Below are 17912 nucleotides of genomic sequence, written 5' to 3' on the forward strand. Positions count from 1 at the left end.
TCCTCCCCATGCACCAGAGCGTGCTACACTAGCAGCATCTATGCCACCGCGAATGGCTCGGCCCCGCGCCCGCCGCTCGCAAACGAACTTTAAACGCACGAGGGTTGGCCATGCCGCTTTTCTCGCAACATACCGCCCGGTTCTCGCCGGACGTCCCTTTGGAGGGCACCAGCTCTCGCGAGCTGCTCAAGCGGTACCAGCCGCTCGAGACGCTTGCGACCGGCGGTTTTGGCTCCATCGAGATTTGCCGCGACACGCACCTGCGTCGTCGCGTGGCCATTAAGCGCATCCCTCTTATCAACGGCTCCGGCATGCCCGCCAGCGACATCATGGATGTACTGCGCGAGGCGCATACCGCCGCCATGCTTCAACATCCCAATATCGTGCAGGTTATCGACTTTACGCATGACACCGCCTATGCCTACCTGGTCATGGAGTATGTCGACGGCATGTCGCTGGCCGAGTTTTTGCATCGCGTGGACGGCCACTCGCTCACCTTTGACGAGGCAGCGACCATTGCCGACGCGTTGGGTCAGGCGCTCACCTTTGCCCATGCAAACGGCGTGCTTCATCTGGACATAAAGCCCGCCAATGTGCTCATTGACCACTCGGGCAATGTAAAGCTCACCGACTTTGGCATGGCGCGGCTGTCATCTGCCGGCGGCTTTGGCGGATCGCGCGGCGGCACCATCGGCTACATGCCGCCCGAACAACTCGATATCGAGACCGGCACGGTCGACGAGCGCGCCGATGTCTTTGCCCTTGCCTGCGTGATCTACGAGGGCCTGTGCGGCAGCGCCCCCTTTATGGCGGCAACGCCTGCCGACTCGCTCGACCGCATCATCGGCGGCGCCACCTACCCCAGCGAGCTGATCCCGCACTTTCCCCCGGGAGCCGAGGCAGCGCTCATGAGCGCCCTCTCCCCTATGCCGCAAGACCGCCCCGATAGCATCGAGGCATTCTGCGACCAACTCCTTGCCGGCTTGGGGAGCGTGCGCGAAGGCCGTCGCAGCTTGGAGCAGATGGTAAGCGAGCTATCGGACGACGAGCACGCGGCAGACGATATGGAGTCGCTGCCTTACGAGGATAACGCCATCGAAGTCGACCCCGCGCTCGGTTGGGCGGGCACGCGCTGGAGCTGCGCGCGCGATTACACCATGCGCGGCATCTCGGCGCTAACGTGTGCAACCTTCAGCTTTTTGTTTATGCAGACAGCGGGCGTCGCGGCGCTTCCCGGGCTGGTCGCCGCGGCCATCGCTATTGGCGCGGCGGCAGGCTTGGCACCGCAGATCGGCTCGGCTATCTCGGCCGTAGGCTTTTTGGTGCTCATGGCCAACGCCACCATGCAGGCGCAGGGCATCCTGTCGATGCTGCCGGTCGCGGTCATTTTTGCCGCCGCCATGTCCGGATGGTGGATTGCCTGGGGACGCACCGAAGCGGCCGCGAGCGCGGCACTCACCTGCACGCTTGCGCTAGGTTGTCTAACCGGCGACGCCATCCTTGCCGCCGGGGCCGCCGCGGGCTTCGCGGCGTTTTGGCTCGGCCCGGCAAGCGCCGCTGCCGCCACGGGTATAGGCGCGCTTTTTGCCCGCCTGGCCGCAGCTGCCCTCCCTACGGGAGGCGTGCTGGGGCTTGGCAATGTCGCCGCAGCGCTGGGCGACGCGTTCCTCTGGGCCGCCTTCGCACTGATTGCAGCAGCAGCCGCGGCAACGTCGCTGCTGCTCAATGCCCATGCCAAGCGCGCCGAGCAGGGGTCAAACCTCGCCGCCATCGTCGCAATTGCCGTCGCCGGTATCGGCTCGGCCGTATCGTTTTGTCTTGCACACCATATGGAAATTGCCAGCCTTGCGGGCACGGTCGTCGCCAAGGCGGCGGTTGCGGGAATCCTATCCTCTATAATCGTTGGGATATGCCTGTATTTGCTCGGATACCAAAGAACCTATACGGAGAGTGATCTTTCGTGAACTTCCTGAACATCTTCGAGGACCACGTGGCCGGCATCTTCGGTGCCACCCGTGCCCCGTTCTCCTTTAAGAAGCTTGCCAAGCAGGCTGCTCGCGACATGGAGGATCAAACTCTGGTGATCAACGGCGTCAACACCGCGCCGGCGCTCTATACCATCCTGATCGCCACCGATGACGATCCCATGCTTGCCCCGTTCTATCCCGAGCTTTCGCGCGAGGTGCGCGAGTTTGTGAAGGCGCAGGCCGAAAAACGCCGCTACGTCTTTGTCGGCGAGCCCCTTGTTCGCTTTATGATCGACCCTCAGCTGCGCGCCGGCAAGTTCTCGGTCTTTGCCGAGAACGTCGACGCTCCCACACTCGGCCGTCTGTACGAGGAAGAGCGCGCCTATCAAAATGGCCTGGGACAGAACAGCTCGGCCACAAGCCGTGCCGCAAGCGCCCCCCGCGCCGGTCAGCAGCAGTTTGCATCGCCGCAGCAACACCCGGCCGCCATGCCCCAGCAGCAGCCGACACCCCGCGCTGCCACTCCCGACCCGCTCGCTGTGGCCGACCCCTTTGCACCCAATGTCCCCGATCCCGCAGCCCCCATCCCTGTGCCGCAAACCGTCTCGCGCGACGCACTTGCCGGTATGGGCGGAGCGGCTGCCACTGGCGCCGCCGTGGGCCTTGGCGCTGCGACCAGCATCGCCTCCAACATGGCAAGCCCCCGCGCCCCGCAGCGTCCGCTCGCCCAACTCGTCGACGTCGTGAGCGGCGAGAGCCACAACATCACCTCCGCGCAGGTGACCATCGGTCGTGAGCGCTCGGTATCCGACATCGCCCTGCGCGATCCCAACGTGTCGCGCCGTCATGCCCAACTCACCTTTACCGGCTCTGACTGGTCGATCGAGGACCTCAACTCCACCAACGGCACGCTCGTCAACAACCGCCGCATCACGCGCTGCCCGCTGCGCAACGGCGATCTGCTAACGTTTGGCCTGAGCACCTTTGAATTTAGGGGTTAATCGCTTATGAACATCGATATCGTCCTTTTTGCAGGCCGCATCGTACTGGTCGTCCTGCTTTATATCTTCTTGTTCGCCGTCATGAAGACCGGCGTGGGGCTCGTGCGCGGCCAGCGCCGAGACTCTGCCATCTGGACGATCGATGTGGACAAGGGCCCGCGCGGCATCCGCGGTATTCACGTGGATATGCTTGGCCCCGTCATCGTCGGTCGTTCGCCGTCATCTGACATCTGCATCAACGAGCCGTTTGTCTCTGCCTCGCATGCGCGTTTTTCGCTGCAGGGCCCGGCACTTATTATCGAGGACCTCAACTCGCTCAACGGCACCCTTGTTAACGGCCGCCAGCTGGTGGAGCCCGCAACGCTGCGCGAGGGCGACGAAGTCCAGATTGGCGACGTGGTCATGAAGGTGAACCGTCGATGATCGACGAGGAGAACAAGTCCACAACCATGTCCGAGGCGCTGGCTGCCCCCGCGGCCGTGCCGGCTCATGCCGCCCCGGCGGGCCCTGCGCCCGTTGAGCCCGAGGACACCGTGTTCTCCCTGCCTCTTTCGCATGTAACGCAAGACCATCCAATGCCCATCGATGGCCAGGATGAAGATAATTCCACCGATGCCCCCATCGGCGCGCACGCCGTTGCCGATCAACCTTCGGCACCGGAAACTACACCTGCGCCGGCCCACTTTGCCGAGTCTGTCGCCGCGGCAATCGATGAGAGCGCCGCGGTGTTTTTGGCCCCCGAGCCCACGGCACCGGTGTTTCCCGTAGTTCCAGCACCCACCGCAGCGCCCGAGCCCGCATCTACACCGGCACCCGCGGCGGCATCCTCCCCCGCGGCCGCATCGGCGCCCGAGGCCGTGCAGCCTACGGCCGAAGAGATGCCCGTCACAGCGACGGAGGACGCCTCTCAGCCCCACAGCACGCCCGCGCCCGCGCACTTCGCGGCACCCGAGCCCGCAGCCGTCGCCCCGCAAGACGAAGAGCCTGCCGACAACACAACCGAAGTGCCCGCCACGTCTAAAGTCGACGATCCGAGCAACGAGGCCAACGCCGTCTCGCCCGGCGACACGGCTGAGATTGATGTCGCCGCCGTGGAGGCCAAGCTCAAGGACCCTGGTTCGACCATGAGTTTTGAGCCGCTGGCCGACGAGCGCATCGAGACCGATTCGACCTACGATGCCGGCACCACCACGCAACTCATGTGGGGCGCCCGCTCCGATGTTGGCTGCGTGCGTCCGCACAACGAGGACTCCTACCTGGTACAGTCGCCGCTCTTTTGCGTGTGCGACGGCATGGGTGGTCACGCCGCCGGCGAGGTAGCCTCCTCCATCGCGGTCGAGACCATCGCCAAGACGGCGCCACAGGCTGCCGACGCCGCGCGCCTAGCCGCAGCCGTCGAAGCTGCCAACGCCGCCGTCATCGAGGCCGCACTCAACGGCCTGGGCAAGCCCGGTATGGGCTGCACGGCAACCTGCGCCTATATCGAAAACGACATGCTCGCCATCGCCCACGTGGGCGACTCGCGCGCCTACCTGCTCCACGAGGGCACGCTCATCCGCGTGACCCGCGACCACTCCTATGTGGAGGAGCTCGTGGACGCTGGCGAAATTACGGCCGACGAGGCGCGCGTCCATCCCAACCGCTCGGTTATCACGCGTGCGCTGGGTTCGGACCCCGCCATGTATGCCGACCACTTTACCCTGCACATCGAAGAGGGCGACCGCCTGATCCTGTGCTCGGACGGCCTTTCGAGCATGATTCCCGATAGCGAAATCGAAAACATCGCCACGCAATCGTCTACGGCGCAGATTTGCGTCGACAACCTGGTGGACGCCGCGCTCGCTGCCGGCGGCCACGACAACGTGACGGTAGTCGTTGTGGACCTGGTCGACGACGGCGTCATGCGCGAGGCAAAGCGTGTTCGCCGCCGCAACGTCACCATTGCCGCCATCCTGGGCATCGCTTTTGTGCTGGCGGCAACCATCTGGGCCTACGCGGGCGTCACCGGCTCGTATTACCTGGGCACCTACAAGGACACCGTCGCGGTCTACCGGGGCATTCCCGGCAAGCCGCTCGGCCTTAAGCTGCACTGGCTCGAGAGCACGACCGCCATCAAGCTATCCGACCTACCCGAAGACACGCAGAATCGTCTGAAAGCAGGCATTCCGCAAACGAGTGTCGACGACGCGCAGGACACTATCTCCAAGTACCGTCATCAGATCGATGAGGAACAGACCCGCCAGGTGATCGACGCGCAAACGATTCGCGACAACACCGACCAGGAATCGACTTCCAAATCGAATTCCGAAAAAACCGCCGAACAGTCCGCCGAGGCCGAAGCCTCCGATAAGAATTAGAAAGGGAGTGCCGCTTATGAGTCGCCGCAACACCGAAATGCTCTTGCTCATCGCCTCGGCGTTCCCCGTCATCCTGCTGTATGCGATGTACGTGCTCACCGCAGGCGCTTCCATCTCGTTTGAAACGCTCGCCGTGCCGATCGGTCTTTTTGCCGCCTTCGCCGCGGCGCATATCGCCGTGCGCATCCTGGCGCCCGGTGCCGATCCGGCCATCCTGCCCATCGTCTTTGTGCTTTCGGGTATCGGCATCACGTTCGTAACGCGTCTGGCACCCGCCCTCGCCATCTCGCAGCTCGTCATTCTGTTTGTCTCGGTGGCACTGATGGTGGGCACGCTCGCGATGATCAAGAATCTCGATGTGGTCATGCGCTACAAGTACACCTTTGGCATCATCGGCATCATCTTGCTGATGCTGCCCATCTTTATCGGCACCACCATCTCGGGCTCCAAGCTGTGGATTCGCATCGCCGGCTTCACCATCCAGCCCGGCGAGTTCGCCAAGATTTTTATCGTATTGTTCTTGGCCGGATACCTAGCCGAGAACCGCGAGCTACTCTCCATCTCCAATCGCAAGATCTTGGGCCTCAAGGTCCCGCGCCTGCGCCTGCTGCTACCGCTGTTCGCTGTGTGGGGTGTATGCCTTCTGGTCGTTGTCTTCGAGCGCGACTTGGGCTCCGCCGTGCTGTTCTACACCATCTTCTTGCTGATGCTCTACGTCGCCACGGGACGTTTCTCGTATGTCGTCATCGGCCTTGCGCTTTTGGCAGTGGGTGCCGTGGGCGCCTACAAGTTCCTGTCGCATGTCCAGGTACGTTTCCAGATCTGGGCCGACCCCTTTAAGGATGCCCAGGGCCAGGGCTACCAGATTGTGCAATCCCTTTTCTCGTTGGCTGACGGCGGTCTTATCGGCGTTGGCATCGGTAATGGCATGGCCAATAACATCCCCGTCGTCGAGTCCGACTTCATTTTCTCGGCCATCGGCGAGGAAATGGGCCTTTTGGGCGGCGGCGCCGTACTCGTCCTGTTTATGCTCTTTGCCGTGCGAGGCCTGACCACGGCCGCCCGCGCTAAGTCTGACCTTGCCGCATTTAGCGCCACGGGCCTCACGGCCGCCATTAGCTTCCAGGCCTTCTTGATCGTTGGCGGCGTTACCCGCCTGATTCCGCTGACCGGCGTCACCCTGCCCTTTATGAGCCAGGGCGGCTCCTCGCTGCTGGCGAGCTTTATCATTGTCGCGCTTTTGCTGCGCGCCGGCGATGAGGCCACCGGTCGCGAGGCCGAGCTCACCGGCACCGGCACCATGGCCGCCATCACTGACGACCAGGTCGCTTCTGCCGCGGCGCATGCCGGCACGCGCTTCGCTTCTTCGTCTTCCTACGGCCGTGGCAGCCACTCCACCGGCTCGCGCATGCGTCGTCGCCTGCTCGATACGCCCGAATCTGGCGTGCTCGGCCGCGTGGCGCTCGCTAACCGCCTAACCCGCGCGGTATTTGCCTTTACGGCCCTGTTCGCCATCCTCATCGGCAACCTCACCTATGTCCAGGTCATCAAGGCCAAGGATTACCAGGATATGCCGACCAACAATCACACCATCGCCCGTTCCAAGTACATCCAGCGCGGCTCCATCATCACGTCCGACGGCGTGACGCTGGCCGAATCGCTGCAACAGGAGGACGGCACCTACGTACGCTCCTACCCTAACGGCAACCTGGCCGCCCATGTGGTTGGCTATGTGAGCCAGCAGTACGGCACCGCCGGTATCGAGAGCGTGATGAACGACACGCTCACCGGTTCCAAGGATTACTCCAGCTGGAACAACGCCATCGCGTCGCTCGCGGGCCAAAACCAGCCGGGCAACACCGCCAAACTCACCATCGACTCCCGCATCCAGACGGCTGCCGAACAGGCTCTCAAGGGCTTTAAGGGCGCCGTTGTGGTCATGGACCCGCGCACTGGCGCGGTGCTCGCATGTGCCAGCTCGCCCACCTACGACAACACCAACATCGACGCCCTGCTGCAATCGGGTGGCGGTGAGGACGGTTCTATGTACGACCGCGCCATGGACGCCCTCTATACTCCGGGCTCCACGTTTAAGGTCGTCACGCTTTCGGCGGCGCTCGAGTCCGGTGCAGCGACGCTCGACACCACCTATAGCGCTCCGGCCGAGATGGAGATCGGCGGCGCTGCCGTCACCAATGCCGACGACATCGGCTACGGCACCATCTCGCTCCGCCGCGCGTTTGCCGTGTCGTCCAACGTCGCCTACGGCCAGCTGGCCCGCGACCTCGGCGCCGAGACGCTCGTCAACCAGGCGAACGCCTTTGGGTTTGGCCAGTCGCTCGGCCAAGACTTCTCCACCACGCCCTCCATCATGCCCGACCCGTCGGTGATGACGGAATGGGAGCTCGCCTGGGCCGGCGCCGGCCAGCCCGTCGGCATGGACCACACGCCGGGTCCGCAGACCACCGTCATGCAGAACGCCGTTATCGCGGCGGCCATCGCCAACAGCGGCGTCGTCATGGACCCGTTCTTCGTTGCCCAGGTGCTCGCCCCAGACGGAACCGTGGTCAAGACCACGCAGTCCCGCTCACTGGGCCAGGCCGTCAGCGCCACCACGGCCGAACAGGTCAAACAGGCCATGCTCGACGTCGTTCAATCCGGCACCGGCACCGATGCCCAGATTCCGGGCGTCAAGGTTGCCGGCAAGACCGGCTCTGCCGAGATCGTCGGCACCAAGGTCAACTCGATGTTCGTCGGTTTTGCGCCTTACGATTCACCCACGGTCGCCATCTCGGTAGCCTTGGAGGATTACGACAAGCACGACGTCGAGGCGGCAAAGATCGCCGGCATCGTCCTGACCGCGGCGCTTGCCGCCCAGGGAGCGTGATGCCCGTGATTGATGCGCAAGCATGGGGCGTGCCGCGGCCGATAACACTAGCGGCAATGCGCCACACGGCCCCAGCGGCCTCAAATTTGGTACTACACACATCGTTGAGCGAATAGTCATGTTAGGAGCAGGAATGGAACAGAGGGTCCTCGGGGGAAGATACCTCCTCAAGGATAAGGTAGGGACAGGCGGCATGGCGACCGTCTACCGTGCACAGGACCAGGTCCTCGACCGCACGGTAGCTATCAAAATCATGCTGCCGCAATATGCCGGCGACGCCACCTTTGCTGCACGCTTTAAGCAGGAGGCCCAGGCAGCCGCCGGCCTCTCCTCCCCCTATATCGTCGGCGTCTACGATTGGGGCAAGGACGGCGACACCTATTACATCGTCATGGAATACCTGCGCGGCACCGACCTTAAGAGCGGCATCAAGAGCCACGGCGCCCTTGATCCCAAAAAGGTCGCTCAGATCGGCTCGCAGATCAGCTCCGCACTTTCGGTCGCCCACAAGCACGAGATCATCCACCGCGATATTAAGCCGCAGAACATCATGGTGCTGCCCGACGGCAACATCAAGGTCATGGACTTTGGCATCGCGCGCGCCAAGAACAGCCACCTTACGCAGGACAACAACGTTTTGGGCACCGCCCACTACGTAAGCCCCGAGCAGACCCGCGGGCAGGATCTAGGCCCCACCTCGGACATTTACTCGCTGGGCGTCGTGATGTACGAGTGCGCCACCGGCCGCGTGCCTTTCGACGGCGACGATGCCATCTCGGTCGCACTCAAGCAGGTCAACGAGCTGCCCGTGCCGCCGAGCCAGATCAACTCCGGTGTCGATGCCGATCTTGAGCGCATTATCCTCAAGTGCATGGAAAAAGATCCGGCTAACCGTTTCCAGACGGCCGACGAGCTGCGTCAGGTGCTCAACAGCTACCTGTCTGGTCGCGCCGTCAACGTGCCGGAGCCTACGCGCGTTATCGGCGCCGTTGGCGACCTGGGTGCCACCAAGACCCGAGAGCTATCCGACCAGACGCGCGCCATGGTACGCCCCGTCTCGGGCGTGAGCGGACAAAATAACGCTCGCAGCTCCGTCTCGGGTTCAACCGGCTCTTACGCCACCGAGCAGCCCAAATCCAACAAGAACAAGATCATCGCCGCCGTAGTTGCTGCGGTAGCCGTAATCGGCGTCATCGTGGCCTTTGCCACCGGACTCTTTGGCGGCGAGCAGGTCCCGGTTCCCGATGTGTTGGGTAAGGACCAGGAGACCGCCGTCGAACTGATTAAGGATGCCGGCCTTGACGTCGGAACCATTGACCAGAGCTACAACGACGACGTCGACGAGGGAAAGGTTGTCGAGCAGACTCCTAACGGTCACACCAAGAAGCCCAAGGGCACCAAGGTGAATCTGGTAATCTCCAAGGGTCCCAAGCCCTCCGAGAAGGTTGATGTCCCGCAGCTCGTTGGTCTGACCAAGGACCAGGCAGAGGCGGCGCTGGCAAGCGTCGGCCTTAAGGGCAATGCCACCGAGGAAGCCAACGAGGCCGAAAAGGGCGAAGTCTTTGAACAGGGCACCGATGCGGGCAAGGAAGTCGAGAAGGGCACGACCATTTCGTACAAAGTCTCGAGTGGACCCGACACCACCTCCGTTCCCGATCTGACCGACATGACCGAGGCTCAGGCACGCAACGCCCTCGATATGGCCGGCTTCGGCGTCGATGTGACCTACCAGGAGAACGATTCCGTCACCGAGGGCACCGTCATTAGCTGGAACCCCAGCGGTAAGCAAAAGCCCGGCGCCACGATTACCGTCGTCATCGCCAAGAAGTCCGGCAAGGCAAACGTTCCGGGCAACCTGTACGGCAAGAGTATCTCCTCCGCCGTCACCGCGCTCAACAACGCCGGATTCTACAACATCGCATTCTGCGATCAGAACGGCAACCCCGTGAGTGGTAACGAAAACGCCACCGTGACGGGCGTCTCCCCCACTGGCAAGCAGTCCACCGACAGCACGATCACGCTGACGGTTTCGATTTCTGGCTCTGGCACCGATTCAGGCGACGATTCCGGCACGACCAACTAGTCATCGAGACATTGCCCACAGCGGCTGATGCCGCAAACATATTCGCTCACAGGCGCCCGCTTGCTCCCCCAGCAAGCGGGCGCTTTCTTTATCCGAAGCAGCGAAAACTACAGCATGCCTTTAAACCAGAAGAGCCCGGTACCGCAGCGGTACCGGGCTCGATATTACTCTGGTGCCCCCGGGCGGATTCGAACCGTCGACACCCGCTTTAGGAGAGCGGTGCTCTATCCCCTGAGCTACGGAGGCATGTTGTACTAGTGTAGCAGATTTACTGCATCGCCATACGCCCCATGAACAGACTTCAAAGTTGCGATGGAATAGTTCCTGCCTGATGCGTCTAAAGCCGCATTTAGGAACTTTTCCACCGCAACTTATGAGGAGCTAGTTGCCTTTGTGGAAAAGGCCTTTGATGACGGAGGGGATGCTCTTGGCGCCCTTGGCCGTCACATCGATAAAGTCGGGCGAACGCACAAGCTTATCCTCGTCGACGTACTTGCGAACTGCACGAAGCGTCTCTTTGTCGTCGCGCGTCGAAAACGTAAAGTGGCCGTTATCCTTGGTAAAGATAGCAAAACGCGTGATCTTCTTGGTGCCACGCAAAACCTCGGCGGCAATATAGTCGACCTCGTCCCACGGAATTTGAATAAAATCCTCGGGATTGCGCTCGTTATAGTACTCAAACGCCTTATTGCCCACCATCACGTTACCGTGGCTAGTAAGCCCCATCAGGCAGGTCGCCGGCGTTGCAAGATCGACCGTGCTGTTCTGAGATTGCGCCATACGCGCCTCGCCCTCCAATAAAAACAAAACCGGACCGCATCCAGTGTACCCACCGGGTGCGGTCCGTTTCAATGGCTCAAAAGCCCTTGCCTAGCAACTCTCGGTCTTAAGCCGAAGCGTGCTTACATGAAGCCGCAGACGCGACCGATGATGCCGACGGCGAAGAGAGCCAGGATGATGACGATCGGGCTGACCTTCTTCTTGAGCAGCTTGCAGACGAACAGCGTCAGGCACACGGCAGCAAGGCCGGGGATGAGCTGATCGAGGTTAGCCTGAAGCGTGGTGACCTTCACCTGATCAAGGGCGGTAGCACCGACGGAGTTGTACATCGTCAGCGCTTCCTTGATGCCCTCGGCACCGGAAGGCAGGTTAGCCCAGTCAATGAAGGCGCCGGCAGACTGCGTGACCTTGGAGACGACCGGGGTGAAGGAGATGGACACCCAGCGCTCGACCAGGGCGCCGATGATGAACATACCCAGGATGGAAGCACCCTCGGTGACCTTGCCCATCAGACCGCCGGAGAGGTCCTTGGCGATGGAGGAGCCGACCTTATAGCCAAACTCCTGCGTGTACCACAGGAAGGCGTAACGGATGATGTTCCACGCGAAGAAGAACAGCAGCGGACCGGCGATGCTGCCGGACAGGGCCAGGGAAGCGCCCAGAGCGCCCAGGATCGGGCGAAGGGTGAACCAGAAGGCGGGGTCGCCGACGCCGGCGAGCGGGCCCATCATACCGACCTTGACGCCCTGAATGGCGACGTCATCGATCGGTGCACCGTTGGCGCGCTCCTCCTCGAGAGCGAGGGTAACGCCAATGACGGGGGCGGAAACATAGGGATGGGTGTTATAGAACTCCAGGTGGCGCTTAAGCGCGGAAATCTGGTCGTCCTTGCTGGTGTAGAGCTTCTTGATCGCAGGGATCATTGCGAAGCACCAGCCGCCATTCTGCATACGCTCGTAGTTCCACGAGCCCTGAAGGAACTGATGACGGAAGCAAACCTTCTTGCGGTCAGCCTTGGTGAGCTGAATCTTGTTCTCTGCCATATGTATCACTCCCCTCCTACTCGTAATCGTTCAGAATGTCGCCGAGCGGGTCACCGGAGCCACCGCCCATGCCGCCACCCTGCTTGGCCAGATCCTTGAGGCCAAGGTAGATGAGGGCAAGGGAGATGCCAATGAGACCAAGAGCGATCAGCGTGAGCTGAGGGATGGCAGCAAGGACAAAGCCGAGGATGAAGAACGGCCAGGTCTCCTTGGTGGCCATCATGTTGATGACCATGGCGTAACCGACGGAAGCGACCATGCCGCCGCCGACAGCCATGCCGCCGGACAGCCAGTCGGGCATAGCGTTAAGCGCGTTGGTAACCGCCTCGGCCGGGATGATGCACAGAAGTACTGCCGGGATGGCGATACGAAGGCCCTGCATGAGGATGGCGGCGTACTGCCAGCGCTCGATGCCGGAGAAGTCGCCCTTCTCGGCGCAACCGTCCATGGCGTGAGCGATAGCGGTAGCCAGGGTACGGCAGATCATGGTCAGGAACAGACCAGCGACCGACAGCGGGACGGCGACGGCGATGGCGGCGGTAACGGCCTTGGCCGAATCGGTGGCGCCACCGTTGAGGGCGAGCACCATGATAATCGAAGAAGCGACCGAGGCCAGAGCGGCGTCAGGCGCGACGGCAGCGCCGACGTTAGCCCAGCCAAGGGCCATCATCTGGAGCGAACCGCCCAGGAGGATGCCCTCCTGAAGGTGACCGGTTACGAGACCGATAAGCGTGCATGCCACGAGCGGCTGATGGAACTGGAACTCATCCAGAATGCCTTCCATACCGGCAAGCAACGCGACAATCGCAACAAGCAGAATAGTGATTGCAGACATGTATCGGACCCTCCTTTACTATGCTTGAGCGGCCAGTTCGGCCTTAGCTTTCTTCAACATGGCGTCGAGATCCTCGGAGGAATCCGAAGGAACCTTGCGGACCTCGAACTTGACGCCCTTGGCCTTGAGGGCCTCGAGAGTCTTAACGTCGTCATCTCCCATAGCGACGGCGTTGGTGACGACGACTTTGCCCTTGGAGTGAGCCATGGAACCGATGTTGACTTCCTTGATGTCGACGCCGGCCTCGATAGCCTTGAGCAGATCCTGCGGGTTCTCAAAGAGCAGCATGGCCTTGGTGTCACCAAAGCGCGTGTCCTTGACAACCTCGGCCATCTTCTTGATGGGCACGACGTTGGCATGGACTCCCGGAGGGGCAGCCTGCTCGATCATGGTCTTGCGGAGCTCGTCGTGAGCAACGCCGTCGGAAACCACGATGATGCGGTTGGGGTTGATCTGCTTGGTCCACGTGGTGGCCACCTGACCATGCAGCAGACGGGTGTCGATACGGACGTGGGCGATCTTGATGTGCCCATCGCCGATGACCGTTCCCGGAGGGATGGCGCCTGCAGGAGCAGCGGCGGCCGTGGCCGGCTTCTTCTCCTCGGGCTCCAGAGACTCGGGCTTGACGCGCACGCCAGCCTTAGCCTCAGTCACGAGATGTTTTGCGATCGCATGTGCAGTGTTCTTTGCGTCAAAGCGCTGCGAATATGCCTCGATGAGCATAGGCAGGTTGACACCGGTGACGATAGCCCAGGAATCGTGGCCCTCGATGAGACCGCTGATCTGGTTGAACGGCGTGCCGCCCCACAGATCAACGAGGAAGAGCACCTGCTCCTGGTCCTCGAAGGAAGCGATTGCTTCCTCGACCTTGGCACGGAAGTCGTCGGGGCCCATGCTCGGCTCGAGCGAGACCACGGCCACAGACGGCTGATCGCCAAAGACCATCGAGCCCGTCTGCTTGATTCCGGCTGCCAAGTCCCCGTGGCTAGCAAGAACAATACTTACCATCACATAACCTCCTCTTTGTCTACGTATTTCCTACACGACATGAAAGGAGTATACCTGTTCGTCCTGTAAAATTATAGAGAAAAATGCGAATGATTGGATAATTTGTTTAAACGTCTAGGTTTGTTACAAGTTGATTACGTTACTGCTTTTTGACGGATTACGCGCCAAGGCGTCACTTATCAAGCCATTCATTTTACAGATACAAGCAGGCTGGTCATTAATATCGATTTTAGGCAAGCGCGAATGCGCTTGTACTGCAGTTATTTTGTTTAAACAGACATAACTTGACTATTAGCGTGACTTATGCACTAACGTAAGTAGTCATTGGGGACGTTCTTAAACGACTAGTCAAACAAGAACGTCCCCAACGACTAGGGGCTAGGCGATGTGGAGAGGGTTGGCGGCGTCGACGGCGTCGGAGGGGTCATCGGGAACAGTGTCTGCCGGGTCCTCGTCGGGGGTCTCAATCTGCTTGATCATGACCTCCTGGCCCTGCAGCAGGTATGTCTCGCCGCTACCGCAATGGGGGCAGATCTTGCCGTGCTCGACCGTCGCATAGTCGCGGCCGCACGCCTCGCAATGCGTCACGGCCTCGACAGGCTCCACGATAAGCTCCGCGCCCTCGGTGATAGGCTTTTTATCTGCCGCCCAGCGCCAAGCGTCGAGCAGCAAGTCGGGAACGACGCCCGAGACCTCGCCCAGCAGCAGCGTGACGCTCGAAACGCGACTCACGCCATTGGCGCGCGCCACGTTCTCGACATCGCGAATAATGTGATAGACGATTCCCAATTCATGCAAGGTAGAAACCTTTCAGCAACGGTTGATGCGATGTCAGCCAAACGTCAGCGAGCGGCGATCCAGGTGCCCCAGGTTGCCCCGAAACAAGGCGTCCGCTGGGCTTTTGCCCGCGGCGCCGCAGTTGAGGGGCAAGATGGGGTATCTGGGCGCCGCGCAGCGTCGGCAGTGCCGCCGTTCGTTAGAACGGCGGAACCTCATTACTTCTTCCCGAATTTGATCTTGATGGCACGCTTGAGCGCGTACTTGCCCAAGCTGGGGAGCTTTTGCTCGTATTTAACCATCGTGGAGCACTCGGGGCGGTCGCGATCCAGATGGATGGCGTCGAACGCGCACTTGGTGGTGCACAGACCGCAGCCGATACACTTGTTGGGGTCGACGATCGAGGCACCGCAACCCAGGCAGCGGGCGGTCTCGGCGCGTACCTGCTCCTCGGTAAAGGTCTCGACGTACTCGCTAAAGGGCGCGGCCTTCTCGCGCTCGCGGTCGACATGTGCCACCTCGCGGCTCGCGTTATCGTAGCTCTCGATCACGACATCGTCGCGATCGAGCGCGATGTAGCGGCGCTGGTTGCGGCCGATGGTGAGCGTGGAGCCCGGTTGCACAAAGCGGTGGATGGACACGGCGGCCTCGTGACCGGCAGCGATGGCGTTGATGGCAAAGCTCGGACCGGTGTAGACGTCGCCGCCCACAAAGATGTCGGGCTCGGCGGTCTGGTAGGTCTGAGGATCGGCAAGGGCACCCTGGCCACGGCCAAGCTCCACCTTGGAGCCAGCCAGCAGGTCGCCCCACACGATGGACTGACCGATCGACATGACCACGCGGTCGGCGTCGACACGACGCAGGTCGTTCTCGTCGTACTCGGGCGCAAAACGGCCCTCGTCGTCAAAGACACGCGTGCAGCGCTTGAAGGTGATACCGCACACACGACCGGCCTCGTCCAGATGGACCTCCTTGGGGCCCCAGCCGCAGCTGATGTGGGCGCCGTCCTCAACGGCCTCGCGACGCTCCTCCTCGCTGGCGGGCATCTGGGCCTCGCTCTCCAGGCAGAATATCTCAACGTGCTCGGAACCCAGACGGCAGGCGTTGCGCGCGACGTCGATAGCCACGTTGCCGCCGCCCACCACGATGGTGCGGCCGGACAGCGCGTCGATCTTGCCACTGTTGACCTTGCGCAAAAAGTCGACGGCCACGGTCACGTCCTCGGCATCCTCGCCCGGAATACCGGCGAGGCGGCCGCCCTGGCAGCCAATGGCAACATAAAAGGCCTTAAAGCCCTGCTCGCGCAGCTCGTCGAGCGTCACATCGCGACCGACCTCCACGCCATAGCGGAACTCGGCGCCCATCAGGCGAATGACCTCGACCTCGGCCTCGATAACATCCTTCTGCAGCTTAAAGCTGGGAATGCCATAGGTGAGCATGCCACCCGGGCGCTCATTCTTCTCGAACACGACGGGCTTGTAGCCCTTCTCGGCCAGGTAGAAAGCGCAGGACAGGCCGGCCGGACCGGCACCGATGATGGCGATCTTCTGGTCGAAGCCGCCGGCACGCGTCGGGGTCACCACAGGTGGGACATAGCGGGTCGCGGCATCCAGATCGCGCTGGGCGATAAACTTCTTGACCTCGTCGATGGCCACGGCCTCGTCCACGCGACCGCGAGTGCAGGCATCCTCGCAGCGGCGATTGCACACACGGCCGCAGATAGCGGGCAGCGGGTTCTCGCGCTTGATGAGCGCTAGCGCCTCGTCATAGCGGCCCTGCGCCGCGAGCTTCAGATAGCCCTGAACGGCAATGTGCGCGGGGCAGGCCGTCTTGCAGGGCGCGGTGCCGGAATCGTGTGTCTCGATGCGGTTGTCGTTGCGGTAGTTGGGCGACCACTTGGTGTGGTCCCACTTGGTGGCATCGGGCAGCTCCTGGCGCGGATACTCGGGCACCTGTCCGCCGGCCTTTTTGCTGCAGAGCTTCTGGCCGAGCTTGACGGCACCGGCCGGGCACACCTCAACGCAGCGACCGCAGGCCACGCACTTGTCCTTCTCGACCTTGGCGACATAGGCCGAGCGCGACAGGTTGGGCGTGTTGAACAGCTGCGAGGTGCGCAGGGCGTAGCACACGTTGACGTTGCAGTTGCAGATGGCGAAGATCTTGTTCTCGCCGTCGATATTGGTGATCTGGTGCACAAAGCCGTTGTCCTCGGCCTGGCGCAAGATGTCATAGACCTCCTCACGCGTCACATAATGGCCGCGGTCGGTCTCAACCACATAGTCGGCCATATCGCCCACGGCAATGCACCAGTCGGCGGGGTCGTCGGCGCAGCCCTCGCCCATCACACGACGGCTCGCGCGGCAGCTGCAGGTGCTGGCGGCATATTTGCCCTCGTATTTGTCGAGCCAATGCTCGATATGCTCGATCGGCACCGAGGTGCTCGAAGCATCGATAGCCTTCTCGACCGGAATGACGTGCATGCCGATGCCGGCGCCTCCGGGCGGCACCATCGGCGTGGCTTTGGACAGCGGCCCCTTGGACGCCTGCTCAAAGAACTTGGCATAGACCGGATGCTCCTCGAGCTGGTTCACGCGCATGTTGAGGAACTCGGCGGAACCCGGTACCAGCATGGGCAGCACCCACTGCTTGGCGCGCTCGGGATTTTCCCAGTTGTACTCGAGCAGACCCGTGTAGCTCATGTCGTCGAGCATCTTCTCGATCTGGGCCTCGGGCATGCCGGTGAGCTTGGCCATCTCGGGCAGCGTATAGGGACGGCGCATCTTCATCTTGCAGAGCACTTCGGCCTGCTCGTCGGTTGCGGCCTCGGCAAACGACCAGTACTCGTAGCCCAGCAGCTCGTTGCGATGCAGCAGACGGTTGGTGCAATGCTCGCACAGCTTGACAATGGCCTCGCGCGGATGCTCCGGCAGCGGCGGCACGAACTCCGAACCGATGTCGGGCTCGGTGTAGCTAATTCCCGGTCCGTTGAGAATCATGGTTGTCCCTTCTCTTGCCGCAGCCCGACGAGGCCGCAGCGCCCCTCTTTTTTGCAGGCCGGGCATGCCCCCATGCCGTTCACCCGCCATTGTTGACATTATGTCAAAAATAGTATTGACGAACCGTCAACACTATTCAAGACTATTAGGCGAACGGTCGGGCCCAAACGGATGAAAG

Annotated in this window: 12 protein-coding genes and 1 tRNA gene; 6 read left to right on the forward strand and 7 right to left on the reverse strand. The window is 61.8% G+C overall.

The window, feature by feature from the left end:
• The first annotated feature begins 110 nt into the window (after window positions 1-110).
• The 6 genes from ACTQ05_RS00515 to pknB all read left to right on the forward strand — a co-directional run bounded on the left by ACTQ05_RS00515 (window position 111) and on the right by pknB (window position 10295).
• Entirely contained in the window at window positions 111-1964 is a 1854-nt protein-coding gene (locus ACTQ05_RS00515) for a serine/threonine-protein kinase (RefSeq protein ID WP_441537695.1), read from the forward strand.
• On the forward strand, window positions 1961-2968 hold the full coding sequence (locus ACTQ05_RS00520) for an FhaA domain-containing protein (RefSeq protein ID WP_427719325.1): 1008 nt from the start codon (window positions 1961-1963) through the stop codon (window positions 2966-2968). The genes ACTQ05_RS00515 and ACTQ05_RS00520 overlap by 4 nt, the downstream gene beginning before the upstream one ends.
• A gap of 6 nt (window positions 2969-2974) precedes the next feature.
• The gene (locus tag ACTQ05_RS00525) at window positions 2975-3391 is read left to right on the forward strand and encodes an FHA domain-containing protein (protein ID WP_055250779.1); all 417 of its coding nucleotides are present in this window, start codon (window positions 2975-2977) and stop codon (window positions 3389-3391) included.
• Window positions 3388-5325, forward strand: coding sequence for a Stp1/IreP family PP2C-type Ser/Thr phosphatase (locus ACTQ05_RS00530; RefSeq protein WP_441063848.1), 1938 nt, complete (start codon window positions 3388-3390; stop codon window positions 5323-5325). Before ACTQ05_RS00525 ends, ACTQ05_RS00530 begins: the two co-directional genes overlap by 4 nt.
• A gap of 16 nt (window positions 5326-5341) precedes the next feature.
• Complete coding sequence (locus tag ACTQ05_RS00535) at window positions 5342-8212, forward strand: FtsW/RodA/SpoVE family cell cycle protein (RefSeq protein WP_441041749.1); 2871 nt, start codon at window positions 5342-5344, stop codon at window positions 8210-8212.
• A gap of 133 nt (window positions 8213-8345) precedes the next feature.
• Window positions 8346-10295 (forward strand): Stk1 family PASTA domain-containing Ser/Thr kinase, encoded by a 1950-nt coding sequence (gene pknB, locus ACTQ05_RS00540; protein WP_427795137.1) that lies wholly within the window; start codon window positions 8346-8348, stop codon window positions 10293-10295.
• Between the two features lie 170 nt (window positions 10296-10465).
• Here the strand turns inward: pknB and ACTQ05_RS00545 are convergent.
• The 7 genes from ACTQ05_RS00545 to ACTQ05_RS00575 form a co-directional block, all read right to left on the reverse strand.
• Window positions 10466-10541: transfer RNA gene (locus ACTQ05_RS00545), tRNA-Arg, on the reverse strand.
• A 135-nt stretch (window positions 10542-10676) separates the two neighbouring features.
• Window positions 10677-11075, reverse strand: coding sequence for a DUF956 family protein (locus tag ACTQ05_RS00550; protein ID WP_427719318.1), 399 nt, complete (start codon window positions 11073-11075; stop codon window positions 10677-10679).
• Between the two features lie 122 nt (window positions 11076-11197).
• Window positions 11198-12118 (reverse strand): PTS system mannose/fructose/sorbose family transporter subunit IID, encoded by a 921-nt coding sequence (locus ACTQ05_RS00555; protein ID WP_154518429.1) that lies wholly within the window; start codon window positions 12116-12118, stop codon window positions 11198-11200.
• A gap of 16 nt (window positions 12119-12134) precedes the next feature.
• Window positions 12135-12953, reverse strand: a complete 819-nt coding sequence (locus ACTQ05_RS00560) for a PTS mannose/fructose/sorbose transporter subunit IIC (protein WP_055285302.1) — start codon at window positions 12951-12953, stop codon at window positions 12135-12137.
• An 18-nt stretch (window positions 12954-12971) separates the two neighbouring features.
• Window positions 12972-13961 (reverse strand): PTS sugar transporter subunit IIB, encoded by a 990-nt coding sequence (locus ACTQ05_RS00565; protein WP_154518426.1) that lies wholly within the window; start codon window positions 13959-13961, stop codon window positions 12972-12974.
• Window positions 13962-14339: 378 nt separating this feature from the next.
• Entirely contained in the window at window positions 14340-14759 is a 420-nt protein-coding gene (locus ACTQ05_RS00570) for a hydrogenase maturation nickel metallochaperone HypA/HybF (RefSeq protein ID WP_441537696.1), read from the reverse strand.
• A 197-nt stretch (window positions 14760-14956) separates the two neighbouring features.
• The gene (locus ACTQ05_RS00575) at window positions 14957-17734 is read right to left on the reverse strand and encodes an FAD-dependent oxidoreductase (protein ID WP_441537697.1); all 2778 of its coding nucleotides are present in this window, start codon (window positions 17732-17734) and stop codon (window positions 14957-14959) included.
• Between the last annotated feature and the right edge of the window lie 178 nt (window positions 17735-17912).

Origin of the sequence: Collinsella sp. LCP21S3_A9 (assembly GCF_052118785.1) — a bacterium.
GTDB lineage: Bacteria > Actinomycetota > Coriobacteriia > Coriobacteriales > Coriobacteriaceae > Collinsella.

Excerpts from the sequence above, each read along its gene's own strand:
- ACTQ05_RS00515 (WP_441537695.1), top strand. The coding sequence starts at position 111 with ATGCCGCTTTTCTCGCAACATACCGCCCGGTTCTCGCCGGACGTCCCT.
- ACTQ05_RS00525 (WP_055250779.1), top strand. The coding sequence starts at position 2,975 with ATGAACATCGATATCGTCCTTTTTGCAGGCCGCATCGTACTGGTCGTC.
- ACTQ05_RS00530 (WP_441063848.1), top strand. The coding sequence starts at position 3,388 with ATGATCGACGAGGAGAACAAGTCCACAACCATGTCCGAGGCGCTGGCT.
- ACTQ05_RS00535 (WP_441041749.1), top strand. The coding sequence starts at position 5,342 with ATGAGTCGCCGCAACACCGAAATGCTCTTGCTCATCGCCTCGGCGTTC.
- pknB (WP_427795137.1), top strand. The coding sequence starts at position 8,346 with ATGGAACAGAGGGTCCTCGGGGGAAGATACCTCCTCAAGGATAAGGTA.
- ACTQ05_RS00550 (WP_427719318.1), bottom strand. The coding sequence starts at position 11,075 with ATGGCGCAATCTCAGAACAGCACGGTCGATCTTGCAACGCCGGCGACC.
- ACTQ05_RS00555 (WP_154518429.1), bottom strand. The coding sequence starts at position 12,118 with ATGGCAGAGAACAAGATTCAGCTCACCAAGGCTGACCGCAAGAAGGTT.
- ACTQ05_RS00560 (WP_055285302.1), bottom strand. The coding sequence starts at position 12,953 with ATGTCTGCAATCACTATTCTGCTTGTTGCGATTGTCGCGTTGCTTGCC.
- ACTQ05_RS00565 (WP_154518426.1), bottom strand. The coding sequence starts at position 13,961 with ATGGTAAGTATTGTTCTTGCTAGCCACGGGGACTTGGCAGCCGGAATC.
- ACTQ05_RS00575 (WP_441537697.1), bottom strand. The coding sequence starts at position 17,734 with ATGATTCTCAACGGACCGGGAATTAGCTACACCGAGCCCGACATCGGT.